We start from the raw sequence: 13,544 nt of genomic DNA, 5'->3' as shown, positions 1-13,544 counted from the left end.
CATCCTCCCCATGCCCTTGTCACGACGCTCCCTCGGATACGCGCGACTCACGAGAGCTCCGTGCCGCGCGCCGCGGGCAACCATGCGTTCAGCTCCCATCCCTGCCCTTCCTCCGCGCGCCACTCCACGTGCCCGCCCAGTCGACTGAAGCGCTCGCGCATCCCCGTGAGCCCCGCGCCCGGAGTCGGAGCACGAGCGCCGTGCCCATCATCCCGCGTGGAGACGCGGACCCCGCCGTCCTCCTCGGGCGCGATGCGCACCCAGAGCTGCGTCGCTCGCGCATGGCGCAGCGTGTTCGTGAGGACCTCCTGCACGCAGCGGATGAGCGAGTGGGTCGCCTCCGGCGAATCGAGCGCCAGAGTCTCCGGCACATCCAGATGCACGGTGAGCCCTGGAGTGCTTCGCGCGAGTTCGCGAAGCGTGGCGAGCAACGGCTCGGGTGACTCCCTCAACGCGGACACCGACTGCCGGACCTCCGAGAGCAGCGTGCGCGAGGCCTCGCGGGCACGACGCAGATGCTCGACCGAGGCCGGGTCCTTCACCGTGTGCACGGCGGCCTCCAGGTTCAGCGACAGCGCGGTGAGGTGATGTCCCAAGGAGTCGTGGAGCTCCCGCGCGATGCGCAGCCGCTCCCCTTCCCGCTCCCGCGCGGCGAGCAGCACCTGCGTGGCCTGGAGCTCCACGTTGAGCCGGGCGAGCTCGGCGCGGGCCTTGGCTTCACGGACCATGACGACGGCCGAGCCCAGCGTGAAGCCCTGGAAGCCGACGAAGATGAGCGTCTGGAGCAGCGCGCGCTCCAGCGGGTAGATGACGAGGAAGACGCCCAGCATCGCCACCGACTGCGCGAGGACCCAGACCATCGCGCGACGCTGGGACATCATCTCGGGAGCCTGTCCCGCGATGATGGCGAGCAGCGCGCCCTCCACGCCCGTGCCTCCCGTGGCGATGACGACGAGCGCCGCCACGGTCTGCACGGCCATCAGCACCGGACCGCCCTGCCCCCGTGAACGAGCACTTCGCCAGTACCCCACGCCGAACGCGAGGAACCCGAGGAACCACGCCAGCACGCGCGGCGAGGCGAGCACCGAGGGGCGCCGGAGAATCTCCTCCATGTACGAGGAGCCGACCACGGCCCACGTCAGCAGCCCGGCCACGAGCAACAACCGGTGGACCGATGCCGACTTGCGCGTGTGGTGCCTCGAAGCCATGGAGGGGCAGCATAGGACCTCCCCTTCAAGGTGGACATGTGCCGGAAGTCACAGGGCGCCCGTGTGACTTCCCGCAGATGTGGGCCCCGGAGCGCTCCCGTACCTTGGCCTCGTCTCGCAGCACACGGGAGGCTCGCATGTCTTTCTATGACCTGGCTCGCACGCTCCACATCACCGCGGGGGTCATCGGGTTCACCGCGCTCTGGCTGCCCCTGGTGGCCCGAAAGGGCGGCACGCTCCACAAACGCGTGGGTTGGGTCTACGTGACGGCGATGGCCGCCGTGTCCCTCACCGGCTTCCTCCTGTCCGGCTGGCGGTTCCTGCACGAGCCGGCGGAGCGCTCCGCGGCCCTGTTCTTCATCTACATCAGCGTCCTGAGTGGCACGTCCGCGTCCATGGGCGTTCGAGTGCTGCGCACCCGCGCGAGGACGACAGCGAACCGCAATCCCTATGACCTCGGGATGTCCGCGCTGACGCTCGTGCTCGGCCTGTTCACGGCGGCGTGGGGACTCATGGTGAGCATGCCACTGCTCTGGGGCTTCTCACTCGTGGGCATCATCCTGGGAGCGTCGTCGCTCCGCTACTGGCTGCGCCCGCCCCAGACGCGCATGCACTGGTGGTTCGAGCACATGGGCGCCATGGTGGGCTCGGGCATCGCGACGCTGACGGCGGTGCTGGTCGTCAACGCACGGCACCTGGGCATCAACGGCATGCAGCTCGCGGTGTTCCTCGGGCCCACCGTGGTGGGCGTCACGGGGCTCAAGCTGTGGGAGCGGTACTACCAGAAGAAGTTCGCGCCCAAGCCCCGCGTCACCGTCGCCACGGCGCAGGTTACACCTTGATGCGGATGGCCGAGGGCAGGAGCGTGAACGTCGCGGGCAGGCGGCCCGGCGTCTCACCATCGACGTCGAGGAACACCTCCTGCTCGTCGACGGGCTCGGCGTACACGGACTGGCAGCGCAGGCGGCGCGTGCCCTTCCAGGTGACGTGGGAGCCGTTGTAGACGCCCTTCGACTTGAGCAGGAAGTCGCTCAGGCCATAGCCGGACCAGATGGTGACGTCGAAGGCGCCGTCGTGGGTGATGGCGTCGGGCGCGACGAACATGCCGCTGCCGAAGTAGCGACCATTGGCCACGGCCACGGCGGTGACATCGAGCGTCTGCGCGGGCCCGCCGTCGGTGGACACCTTCACCTTGCGCTCGGTGTACTTCACCAGGCCCTTCAGCGTGCCCCAGACGAAGCTGAAGTTGCCGCCGAGCGCCTTGCTGCCGCTGTTCACCTCGCGGGCCACCACCGCGCTGACACCGAACGAGGCGATGTTCGCGAAGTAGCGCGTCGCGGGCTTGCCGTCGTTGTCGATGAAGTCGAGCCGGCCCACGTCGAACGGCTCCGTGGTGTCGGTGCGCAGGCGCTCCAGGGACGACTCCAGGTCCAGGCCCCAGCCGAAGGTGCGGCGGAAGTCGCCGCCGGTGCCACGGGGGATGAGGCCGAGGGCGGCGTTCGGGTTGATGGCCTTGCCGTCGCGGAAGAAGCCGTTCGTCACTTCGTTGAGGGTGCCGTCACCGCCCACGGCGACGATGCACTCGTAGCCCTGGTCGATGGCCTCCCGGGTGATGCGCGCGGCGTCCATCCCGCCCTGGGTGAAGCCATGCCCGAAGTCGCCGAGCACCCTTCCCACCTGCGCGGCAATCTCCACCCAGCGCTTTCCAGTCTGACCATTCGCGCTGCGCGGGTTGACCACGAGGAACGTCTTCATCGGCACCTACCCCTCCCTGTAACGCCCCTGTTTACGCGGTTGTGGCGCCAACCTCCACTTCGCGACACCCCTCCCCAGGTCGTCCAGGTCCCCGCGACCCCGCCCCTCCGCTGACGCAGCGCACAGGCCCCGGCCGTTTGAGGCACGACGATGCCGTCACTCCACGTCCACCTCCCGGGCGAGTGACACATTCCAGTCAGAGGGCAGGTCCGCGTCGCAGAAGGTGCAGACGAACCACCGCTCCTTCACCAGGGTGACTTCACCGCACGCAAGGCACCGACGGAAGTCCATCGCCACGGTGAAGCCCGTGGGCGGGTGGAGCCCCAAGGGCGCCAGGGCCCGGGCCACGGCCGCCCAGCAGGTGACGTCCGGGCAGTAGCCGGTGGACAGGTTCGAGACCTCGGCGACGGTGGGCTGTCCTGCATCCAGCCGGAAGCGAAGCTCTCCGGCCGCGAGCACCTCTTCGCCGTCCGCGCATGCGACGTGCTCGGAGCGGCGCGGAGCCAGGCGCAGGCGTCCGAGCAGGTCGACCACGTAGGTCGCTCCTTCACTGAAGGCCTCCGGCTGAACGGAGAGCCAGGAACGGAGCGCCGACGGAGACGTCACGGGTGTCCCAGGAGTCCCGAGCGAGCGCTGTCGTATCTCCGGGGACCCCACATAGCTGTAGGCAAGCAATCGCATGCGGCGCGAACGGGCTGGCTGCCCGACACGGACAAGAAGCCACAAAAAACGCGAGGCGCAAGCCCAGACGCGTCTCACCGCAGCGCCAGCCCGGACTTCATCCGCGAATCGAGCAGTCGCTCGGACACAATCCCGCTGCACGATTCAAACGCGCAGCGGGCCGTCGAGGACTGTCACCGCGGACTTCATCAACGGGCCCGAGAGGACCTTCGAGCAGTCCGAATCAAACGCGCAGCGAGCCTTCGAGCACCGTCACCGCGACACCGCCGATGCGGGCCTGCTCGGGATGGCCCGCGCGACCGGAGACCTCGACCTCGATGCGCCCCGGCTTGCCCATGGCGTCGCCCTGTTCGATGCGCGCCCGGACCGTTCCACCCGAGGCCGGCAGTTCCAGCGCACCGTGCATCGCCAGGTACATCCCGAGCGGCCCCGCGGCCGAGCCCGTCACAGGATCCTCCGGCACCCCCAGCCCCGGCACGAAGTAGCGCGAGTGCGCCACGCTCCCCGCCTCACGCGTCTCGCGCGTGAAGACATACAGACCACGCAGCCCATGCGGCCGGAGCAACTCCGCCAGCGCCCCCGAGCGCGCCGCCAATACCCACACATCCTCGCGCCGACGGAACGGCACCATCAGCCGCTGTGCATTGCGCCGCACCGGGAGCGTCGCATCCACCATCTCCACCGTCCCGCCCACCAACGCGAGCACCTGTGACAGCGCAACCGGCGACTCCAGCCACGGGTTCTTGGGCGTCACGATCCACGCGCGGCTGCCACCCGACTCCAGCGCCTCCAGTTCCACGTCGAGCCCCCCCGCCGCGCACTCCAACCGCGTCGCCCCGGAGCGCGGCAACAGCCCTCGCTCGGCTAGCAGATGGAACGTCGCCACAGTCGCGTGGCCGCAGAAATCAATCTCCGCCTCCGGCGTGAAGTACCGCAGCTTCACTCCCTGCGCTCCGGGGCCCGCCAACACGAAGGCTGTCTCCGACGCGCCCACCGCCGCGGCGATGCGCTGCATGGCGTCCACGCCCAGCCCCGCCGCATCCAGGACCACGCCCGCGCGGTTGCCGGCTCCCGGCGTCCGCGTGAAGGCATCGACAATGCTCACCTGCATGGTGTGCTCCTCCGCTGGCCACCTCGCTCGATGGCCGAGGATTGTACCGAAACAATCGACCTCAAGAATCGACACAATCGATGCATTGCGCGGAGCCGCCCGTCAACCGTATGAATTGTCACCATGACAATCTGGACGCCCAACCTCCGCGACCGAGAGGGTCCGCTGTACCGGGTCATCGCGGATGCGCTCGGCGCGGACATCGAGGAGGGCCGCCTCGCTCCGGGGACACGCCTGCCAACCCACCGGGAGCTCGCTGAGAAGGTCGGCGTCACCGTGGGCACGGTGACTCGGGCCTACGCGGAGGCGGAGCGCCGAGGCCTCATCGGCGGAGAGGTGGGCCGAGGCACCTTCGTGCGCCACCGCGACACGCCCCGCCACCTGCCCTTCCCCGCACCGGATGAAGGGGATGACGCCCTGGTGGAGCTGGGCCTCAACTGGCCCGCCACACCAGCGAAGGACCCGGCCAGCGCCGCATTCGCGAAGACCCTGGACGCACTGCAACGCTCGTCCCGCGTCGCGGAGCTGCTCGAGTACGCCCCGCACCTGGGCCACCTCGCGCACCGCGAGGCCGGCGCCGAGTGGGTGTCCCGCTTCGGCCTCGACGTGTCCCCCGCGCGCGTCATGGTGTGCTCCGGTGGCCAGCACGCGATGGAGGTGGCGCTCAATGTCCTCACGCGCCCGGGCGACACGGTGCTCTGCGAGGCCCTCACCTATCCGGGCCTCAAGGTGCTCGCCAGCCGCCTCCACCTGCGTCTGCAGGGCGTGGCCATGGATGCGCAAGGACTTGTGCCCGAAGCCCTGGAGGCCGCGTGCCGGGGCGGCGCGAAGGTCCTCTTCTGTCTGCCCAATCTCCAGAACCCCACCGGCGCCGTCATGTCCGAGGAGCGCCGCCGCCGCATCGCCGCCGTGGCTCGCAAGCACGGGCTCTCCGTCGTGGAGGACGATGCCTACGGGCTGCTGCTCGACAAGCGCCCACCCCCGCTCTGCGCGCTCCTGCCCGAGTCCGGCTGGTTCATCGCGGGTGTCTCCAAGCTGCTCGCCCCGGGCTTGCGCATCGGCTACCTGGCGGCGCCCGAGGGCCCTGGTACGGAGCGCCTCGCGGAAGAGGCCGCGCTCGCCTCACGCATGACGCCCGCGCTCACGGCCGAGCTCGCCGCGAGATGGGTGAACGACGGCACCGCGGACGAGCTCGTCACCCGCCGTCGACGCGAGGCCCGGGAGCGACTGGAGCTGGCGAAGGAAATCCTTGGAGACAGGCTGCGACGCATTCCCGCGAACCACGTCACCTATCACCTGTGGCTCGAGCTGCCCGGCGGCTTCCGGGCGGAGCCCTTCACGTCCCAGGCCCGGCGGCGCGGCGTCTCCGTGACACCCGCAGAGGTCTTCAGCGTGGGGCCCGCCACCGCGCCGGCGGCGGTGCGCGTGTGCCTGGGAGCACCGCGCACCCGCGCCGCGCTGGAGAAGGGCCTCCAGCGCCTGAAAGACACGCTGGAGGGAGGGCCGGAGCCCCTCGCCTCCATCGTCTGACGACTACTTCTGCGGCGGCGGCACCGGACGGACATGCAGCTCGCGCAGCTGCTTGTCGTCCACGTCGCCCGGCGCGCCCGTCATCAGGTCCGTGCCCGTCTTCGTCTTCGGGAACGGAATCACGTCGCGCAGCGACTCGGAGCCGGTGAGCAGGAAGGCGAGCCGGTCCATGCCCAGCGCGATGCCACCGTGCGGGGGCGCGCCGTACTTGAGCGCGTCCAGCAGGAAGCCGAACTTCGCCTGCGCCTCCTCGTCACCGATGCCCAGCGCCTTGAAGACCTCCGCCTGCACCTTCGGGTCATGCAGACGGATGGAGCCGCCGCCAATCTCGAAGCCGTTGAGCACCACGTCGTAGCGGTGGCACTTCACCCGGCCCGGCTCCGTCAGAAGATATTGCACGTCGCCATCGTGCGGCCGCGTGAAGGCGTGGTGCGCCGCCACCCACGTGTTCGTCTCCTCGTCGTGCTCGAACAGCGGCGGGTTCACCACCCACAGGAACTTCCACTGGCCGCCGCTGCCGTACTCCGGAATCAGCCCCAGCTTCTTGGCGACATGCACGCGCAGGTTCGCCATCACCGTGTGGACCAGCGCCTCCTTGCCGAACTGGAACAGGATGAGGTCGCCCGTCTTCGCGCCCACCGCCTGGTTGATGGCCGCGCGCAGCGCCGGCGTGATCGTCTTGGACAGCGGCGACTGCGTCCACTCGCCACCCTCCGCCACCTTCGCGCGCGCCAGGCCCTTGGCGCCCGCCTGCTTGGCGAACTCCTCCAGCTTGTCGCTCTCCGCGCGGCTCATCGCCTTGTCCGCGGGGATGACCATCGCCTTGACGATGCCCTTGTTCTGCACCGCCTCGAACATCATCGGCACGCCGCCCGCCTCGCCGTGCTCGCGAATCAGGTCCGTCAGCACCGTGTGCTCCAGCCCGAAGCGCAGGTCCGGCTTGTCGTTGCCGTACTTCGACATGGACTCGTAGAAGTCCATGCGCATGAACGGCGTGGGCACGTCGATGCCCAGCACCTCGCCCCACAGCTTCTTGATGAGCCCCTCGATGATGGTGAAGATGTCGTCCTGGCTGACGAAGCTCATCTCCACGTCGATCTGCGTGAACTCCGGCTGCCGGTCCACGCGCAGGTCCTCGTCACGGAAGCACTTCACGATCTGGAAGTACCGGTCGAAGCCCGCCACCATGAAGAGCTGCTTGTAGAGCTGCGGGCTCTCCGCCAGCGCGTAGAACTTGCCCGCGTTCATCCGGCTGGGCACCAGGAAGTTGCGCGCGCCGCCGGGCGTGTACTTGCCCATGAACGGCGTCTCCAGCTCCAGGAAGCCCTGGTCCACCATGTACGCCCGCGTCAGCGCGTTCATCTGCGAGCGCGTGCGCAGCGACTTCTGCAGCGGCGCGCGGCGCAGGTCCAGGTAGCGGTGCGCCAGCCGCTTCTCCTCCGACGTGTCGATGGAGTCCTCGATCGGGAACGGCGTCGGCTCCGAGCGGTTGAAGATGGTCAGGTCGCTCGCCTGGACCTCGATTTCACCCGTCTTCATCTTCGGGTTCACGTTCTTGCCGCGCGACACCACCTTGCCGCGCACGCCGATGCAGTACTCCAGCCGAAGGCTGCCCGCGAGGCCATGCGCCTCCGCGTGGTCCGGCTCGAACACCACCTGCGTCAAGCCGTCGCGATCCCTCAGGTCGATGAAGACCGCGCCACCATGGTCGCGTCGATTGTGCACCCAGCCGAAGAGGACGACCTCCTCGCCGACATTGCGCGCCGTGAGCTGGCCGCAGGTGTGGGTACGCTTGACCTCGGAGATGAACGGGACCGCCATAAAGACCGCCTGCGCTGTGCGTAGAGGGAAAAGGCGCGGCACCATAAAGAGCGTGGAAACGATGCGTCAAGGAGTCCGCGCCGGCCTGACAGCTCCCAGACGGTCGCCGCCTGACGCGCGTTCCTGACGGCCCCGGAAAGCCCTGCCCGCCCGACGTCGACCTGCCTGGAGAACCTCACGGCCCCACGGCATCGTCCCCGCGGCCAGGATGCTCGGCCCCCTGCCCTGTCCGGCCGCGCGCCCACACCCCGCGTCTCCCTCACGCGCCGCTGGCACCCGGAGGGGAATACACGTTCCGCCCGGACCGGAGTAAAACGGCCCCATGCTCCGAACAGTCATCGCCACCACCGCCGTGCTCGGCCTGGCCGCCGGCTGTGCGCCCGACCCGAGCGCGCCGGTCAAGATTCGCGCCCTGGTGCTCTCCAGCAACGGGCAGTACATCCCCGAGGAGGTCGAGCTCAAGACGGTCTCCGACATCGTCGGTCTCAGCGGCAGCGTGGCCGACCTGCACGGCGGCGCGCGGATCGTCCTGGACCCCAACGACCCGGACCTCGGCGGCGCCACCACCCCCGAGGCCTTCGTCAACGCCCTGCTCAAGGACGAGGGCCGCGACGTCACCGCCAGCTACATCACCCAGGGCGACGTCCTGTGGCCGGCGGACTTCCACACCTGGAACATGGTGACGACGTATTACAACCTCGAGCGCGCCTTCGATTACTTCCGCGAGGTCACCAACATCCCGGTCGCGGACTTCAAGAAGCCCCCCAGGACGTACTACTTCCCCGAGTTCCGCACCCCCGCCACCGACAAGGACCCCCTGCGGGACAACGCCTTGTACTTCTCGGCGATGGACTCCTTCTTCATCCTGCCCTTCGACGAGCTGCAGCGCGCGCCGCTCGCCATCAACGCGGGCGTCACCACCCACGAGTACGCGCACCGCGTCTTCAACCAGAAGGCCTACGGCGGCAACCCCTTCCCGCAGGCCCTGGGCACGTGGTCCGACGGCGGCGGCCCCAGCCCGGGCGCCAACATCCTCAAGTCCATGGACGAGGGCCTGGCGGACCTGCACGCCTACGGCGCCACCTGCCGCTCCAAGAACGGCTGTGACACGCGCTTCCTCTCCACGTCCTTCGAGGGCCAGTACGGCGCCGTCGCCGACGAGCGCGACCTGGCCCGCTCGGACCGCTGCATCGACGAGAACCTGCGCGACACGCTGCTCAGCGCCAACCTGAACCAGTTCGAGAACTACTACCGCGTGGGCACCATCCTCGCGAGCGCCCTGTACCAGGCGGGCGAGGCCACCGGGCAGCGCGACATCCTGCTGCGCTCCATCGTCACGGCGTACAACGACGAGTCCACGACCACGCCGGGCATCCTGCAGCTCACCCGTCAGTACCTGTCGGACCAGACCAAGTTCACGCTCGCCGTGGCGGTGACTCCCATCATCACCCACATCACGGACCTGCGCCTGAAGGAGGCCGTCTGCAACGAGGTGATGGACCACCTGCAGATTCCCCGGGATCTGCTCGTCGGCACCACCAATCCCAACCTCTGCCCGCCCAGCGCCGCGGGCGGCACCACCTGCCCCCGCCTGAGCGAAGACTGATGAGAACCGCCACCGTGAAGACCTGGCTCACCCGCTGCCTGCTGGGCGGCCTGCTCGTCGCGCCCGCCGCCCACGCGCAGACCGATGACGACCCGTACGCCTATCCGGAGGACGAGCCGGGCCCCACCCAGGAGCAGCTCGACGAGGAGGAGGCCTACGAGCGCCGCCGCCGCAACGCGGACCAGGTGGAGGAGTTCCGCGACATCTCCGAGCAGGAGGGCGAGGACGGCGACTTCAAGCGGCTCGCCGGCATCGACGACCCCAACAAGGGCTTCGCCGCGGAGCTGCTCGCCGGCGCGCTGCTGCTCGACTCGTCGCGAGGCCGCTTCGCCGAGCCCGTGCTCGGCCTGGGCATCCGCGCGACCTGGGAGTACGGCCGCATCCTCGACATCGAGCCCTTGCGCGAGGCGCTCTGGGCGGACCTGCGCTGGACGTACGGCAGCCAGAGCGACGGCACCCGGTTCCTGAAGGGCCGCTCCAGCCAGCACTACTTCACCCTCGCCCCCGCCTACGAGTTCAAGTTCGGCAAGTCGGACTTCGGTGTGTTCGGGCAGGTGGGCGGCGGCATCGCCTACCAGGCCACGTCCATCACCATCGACACCGCCGAGACGAAGGTGAACGGAATCAAGCCCGTCATCCAGTACGGCCTGGGCCTGCGCGGACGTCCCCGCGTGTTCGGCGACAGCAACATGAGGCTGTCCCTGCGCCTGGAGGCCATGGGCTTCCGCCGGGGCTACCTCAACGACTTCTTCCTGGGCGGCAGCGCCGGCATCGCCTTCTGAAGAACACTTCCCGGCCGCGCTCGCTCCCACGCGGGCGCGGCCGAGTGGAAGTTTTTCCACCTCCTGCCCACCGTGCGTTCCCCCGCCCCTCGGCATTCCGAGGAGTTGGGGGTTGGCATATCCCCTGCTTGTGTCCACCGTCGGGTGTGGGCGTAGAGCCCTCAGGGCGGCGCGGGGAGGCGAGGAATGACAGGCGTGCAGGGACAGACGCAGGGCCAGGGCAAGCACTGGGATCCGGTGTGCGGCAAGCAGCTGGAGACGCCGGAGGGCCAGCCCTCCTCGGAGTACAAGAAGCGCCGGTACTTCTTCTGCTCGGAGCGGTGTCGCCACACCTTCGAGCGTCAGGCGGAGCGCTTCCGTCTCAACGAGCTGGCCCGCGTGGGCGCGCTGATGACGCCCGGCCGGGTGCGCTGGGGCCTTGCCTGAGGTGACACCCGCGGGCCCGCGCGACACCCGCGAGGGCCCGCCTCACAAGCCAAGGGCTCAAGCGGCGACGCGCACGTCCTTGAGGCGCAGCGACAGCTTGCGCTGGCCCCGGAAGGTGTCGAAGCCGGCCTGGAAGGCCAGGTCCACCGGCCCCTCCACCAGCCGCACGCGGTCCGCCATGCCGAAGCCGATGGCGTCCAGCTCCGGCGCGTCCAGGAGGGCGAGCTTGAGGTGGCCGTGGCTGCCCGCGGACTTGGCCGGCAGCACGCGCGGACGGGCCACCTGGTGGCGCAGCACCAGCACGGGCTCCGGGTTGCCCTGACCGAAGGGCCCCAGCCGCTGGAGCGCCTCCACCGCCGTGGCGTCCAGCTCCCGGGGGCTCACCACCGCGTCCACGCGGCAGCGGGGGATGAGGTCCTCGGGGGACAGGCGCTGGAGGGCAATCTTCTCGAAGGCCTCGCGCAGCGCGGGCAGCTTGTCCGCGTCGATGGTGAGGCCCGCGGCGTGCTTGTGTCCGCCGAACTTGGTGAGCAGCTCCGAGCAGCCGCTGAGCGCGTCGAACAGGTGGAACGCCTCGATGCTGCGCGCCGAGCCCTTCCCCACCCCGTCCTTCACACCCACCATGACGGTGGGCCGGTGGTAGCGCTCCACCACGCGCGAGGCGACGATGCCGATGACGCCCGGGTGCCAGCCCTCGTCGTAGAGCACGAAGCCGCGCGCGTCCTTGCGCTCCTCCGCCTGGGCCAGCGCCTGCGTGAGGATGGTGCTCTCGATGCCCTGGCGCTCCGCGTTGGCCCGGTCCAGGACCGACGCCAGCGCGCGCGCCGACTCGAGCGACTCCGAGCAGAGCAGCTGCAGGCCCAGCGACGCGTCATGCAGCCGACCCGCGGCGTTGATGCGAGGCCCCAGCCGGAAGCCCACCTGCCCGGCGGTGATGGGGGTGTCCGGGTCCATCCCCGCCACCTCCTTCAGCGCGCGCACGCCGGGACGACGCGCGGCGGTGAGCTCCTGCAGGCCGTGGGTGACGAGGATGCGGTTGGCGCCGGTGAGCGGCACCACGTCCGCCACCGTGGCCAGCGCCACCAGGTCCATCAGCGCCTTGAGGTTGGGCTCCTTGCGCGTGGCGAAGTAGCCGTCGTCGCGCAGCCGCTTGCGCAGCCCCATGCAGAAGTTGAAGGCCACGCCCGCCGCGCACAGCGCCTTGGTGGGGTACTCGCAGCCGGGCTGGTGCGGGTTGAGCACCGCCACCGCGGGGGGCAGCGTGGGCGGCACCGTGTGGTGGTCCACCACCACCACGTCCAGCCCCAGCTCCTTCGCGCGGGTGATTTCGGCCACGGACGTGATTCCGCAGTCCAGCGTCACCAGCACCCGCGTCCCGTCCCCGGCGATGCGCTCCACCGCGCCCAGGTTCAGGCCGTAGCCCTCATCCAGCCGGTGGGGGATGTACGTGGCGAGCTGCGACATGCCCAGCTCGCGCAGGAACAGGAACAGGAGCGACGTGGAGCACACCCCATCCACGTCGTAGTCACCGTACAGCGTCACCTTCTCGCGCTTGTGCAGCGCGCGCACCAGCCGCTCCACGCCCGCCGCCATGCCCTTCATCCGGAAGGGGTCCGGCAGGTCCGCCAACCGGTCCGACAGGAACGCCGAGGCCGACTCCGGCGTCCGGTATCCCCGGTGCAGGAGCACCCTCGCCGCGAGCGGATGGAGCGACAGCTCCCCAGCGAGCGACCCCACCTCCTCCTCGACCACGTCTGGAAGCAACCACCGCACTCGCGAGCTCCCCTCCTCGGCGCACGGAACTCCTCCGTGGCCGGGACGAAATCTTGACACGCGAGACAGTACCTCAGACGTCTGACGAGGAAAGTCCAACCTGGGGCACGACATTTCCCTTCCTGCTCACGCGTTCAGGCATGCGCTTGCTCCGTTGCCTGCCGGTGGGAGGCGCGCCGTGCGCCCGGTGCACAGCTTGAGTGCACACCACCTGATAGGGAGGACGCATGTTTTCAAGGGGTATCCAGGTTGGCGCGCTGGCGCTCGCGATTCTCGCTGCGGGCACGGCCTCCGCGCAGGAGCGCAAAGCGGGCAAGCGCGGTGACGTCAACGTGTTCCTGAAGGGCGGCCTGGGCGACTACACGGGCAACCTGGGAGATCTGACGAGCACCGGTCCGTCGTGGGGTCTCTCACTCAACGTGCAGCCCACCACGTTCCTGGGGTTCGAGCTCGGCTACGAGGGCTCGCAGAACGGCATCAACGACGTGCGCATCCTCGACGACGGCCCGTCCATCGTCCGCCAGGGTGGCAGCGCGCTCGTGAAGCTCTCCCCGCCCATGCTCACCGCGGTGCGGCCCTTCGTCGGCGCGGGCTTCGGCCTGACGTACGTGGACGTGCGCGGCACCGGCGGCGGCTTCTACGACAACGACACCATGGAAGAGGTGCCGCTCGCCGCGGGCCTGGAGTTCAACAGCGGCGCGCTCACCGCGGGCCTCCGGGCCACCTACCGCCTGCTGATTGACGACGCGGGCTTCGCCAACGGCGCGGTGGAGGACTCCGACGGCGGCCTCTTCGACGCCTCCGTGACGCTGGGCGCGCGCTTCTAGCGCGACGTCCCGCACCAGAAACAC

12 protein-coding genes are annotated in these 13,544 nt (G+C 69.6%); 6 read left to right on the top strand and 6 right to left on the bottom strand.

The window, feature by feature from the left end:
• Window positions 1-47: 47 nt before the first annotated feature.
• Complete coding sequence (locus tag OWM54_RS36230; RefSeq protein ID WP_267700356.1) at window positions 48-1,208, bottom strand: sensor histidine kinase; 1,161 nt, start codon at window positions 1,206-1,208, stop codon at window positions 48-50.
• Window positions 1,209-1,345: 137 nt separating this feature from the next.
• Between OWM54_RS36230 and OWM54_RS36225 the strand changes: the two genes are divergently transcribed.
• Window positions 1,346-2,050 carry a hypothetical protein gene (locus OWM54_RS36225; RefSeq protein ID WP_267700355.1) on the top strand — a complete coding sequence of 235 codons (705 nt, stop codon included), beginning with the start codon at window positions 1,346-1,348 and terminating at the stop codon, window positions 2,048-2,050.
• On the opposite strand, the gene OWM54_RS36220 is transcribed toward OWM54_RS36225, so the two are convergent.
• The 3 genes from OWM54_RS36220 to OWM54_RS36210 form a co-directional block, all read right to left on the bottom strand.
• Window positions 2,040-2,963, bottom strand: a complete 924-nt coding sequence (locus OWM54_RS36220) for a diacylglycerol/lipid kinase family protein (RefSeq protein ID WP_267700354.1) — start codon at window positions 2,961-2,963, stop codon at window positions 2,040-2,042. The two genes, OWM54_RS36225 and OWM54_RS36220, sit on opposite strands and share 11 nt — an antisense overlap.
• A gap of 156 nt (window positions 2,964-3,119) precedes the next feature.
• The gene (locus tag OWM54_RS36215; protein WP_267700353.1) at window positions 3,120-3,497 is read right to left on the bottom strand and encodes a hypothetical protein; all 378 of its coding nucleotides are present in this window, start codon (window positions 3,495-3,497) and stop codon (window positions 3,120-3,122) included.
• A gap of 370 nt (window positions 3,498-3,867) precedes the next feature.
• On the bottom strand, window positions 3,868-4,755 hold the full coding sequence (locus OWM54_RS36210; RefSeq protein WP_267700352.1) for a PhzF family phenazine biosynthesis protein: 888 nt from the start codon (window positions 4,753-4,755) through the stop codon (window positions 3,868-3,870).
• A gap of 123 nt (window positions 4,756-4,878) precedes the next feature.
• Between OWM54_RS36210 and OWM54_RS36205 the strand changes: the two genes are divergently transcribed.
• Window positions 4,879-6,285 (top strand): PLP-dependent aminotransferase family protein, encoded by a 1,407-nt coding sequence (locus tag OWM54_RS36205; protein WP_267700351.1) that lies wholly within the window; start codon window positions 4,879-4,881, stop codon window positions 6,283-6,285.
• A 3-nt stretch (window positions 6,286-6,288) separates the two neighbouring features.
• Here the strand turns inward: OWM54_RS36205 and aspS are convergent, their stop codons facing one another.
• On the bottom strand, window positions 6,289-8,106 hold the full coding sequence (aspS, locus tag OWM54_RS36200; protein WP_223751704.1) for an aspartate--tRNA ligase: 1,818 nt from the start codon (window positions 8,104-8,106) through the stop codon (window positions 6,289-6,291).
• A 322-nt stretch (window positions 8,107-8,428) separates the two neighbouring features.
• Here aspS and OWM54_RS36195 point away from each other — a divergent pair, with 322 nt between their 5' ends.
• From OWM54_RS36195 to OWM54_RS36185, 3 genes are all read left to right on the top strand, one after another.
• Entirely contained in the window at window positions 8,429-9,712 is a 1,284-nt protein-coding gene (locus tag OWM54_RS36195; protein WP_223785413.1) for a hypothetical protein, read from the top strand.
• Entirely contained in the window at window positions 9,712-10,494 is a 783-nt protein-coding gene (locus tag OWM54_RS36190; RefSeq protein WP_141327837.1) for a hypothetical protein, read from the top strand. Before OWM54_RS36195 ends, OWM54_RS36190 begins: the two co-directional genes overlap by 1 nt.
• A gap of 186 nt (window positions 10,495-10,680) precedes the next feature.
• Entirely contained in the window at window positions 10,681-10,920 is a 240-nt protein-coding gene (locus tag OWM54_RS36185) for a YHS domain-containing protein (protein WP_046714783.1), read from the top strand.
• A 57-nt stretch (window positions 10,921-10,977) separates the two neighbouring features.
• On the opposite strand, the gene recJ is transcribed toward OWM54_RS36185, so the two are convergent.
• Window positions 10,978-12,693 (bottom strand): single-stranded-DNA-specific exonuclease RecJ, encoded by a 1,716-nt coding sequence (gene recJ / locus OWM54_RS36180; RefSeq protein WP_267700350.1) that lies wholly within the window; start codon window positions 12,691-12,693, stop codon window positions 10,978-10,980.
• Window positions 12,694-12,920: 227 nt separating this feature from the next.
• Here recJ and OWM54_RS36175 point away from each other — a divergent pair, with 227 nt between their 5' ends.
• Window positions 12,921-13,520, top strand: coding sequence for an outer membrane beta-barrel protein (locus OWM54_RS36175; RefSeq protein WP_223751706.1), 600 nt, complete (start codon window positions 12,921-12,923; stop codon window positions 13,518-13,520).
• The last annotated feature ends 24 nt before the right edge of the window (window positions 13,521-13,544 follow it).

Source organism: Myxococcus sp. MISCRS1 (genome assembly GCF_026626605.1).
In the GTDB taxonomy this organism is placed as follows: Bacteria; Myxococcota; Myxococcia; order Myxococcales; family Myxococcaceae; genus Myxococcus; species Myxococcus fulvus.
Note: the sequence above shows the minus strand (reverse complement) of the source record. Positions and strands in the feature narration are given on the sequence as shown.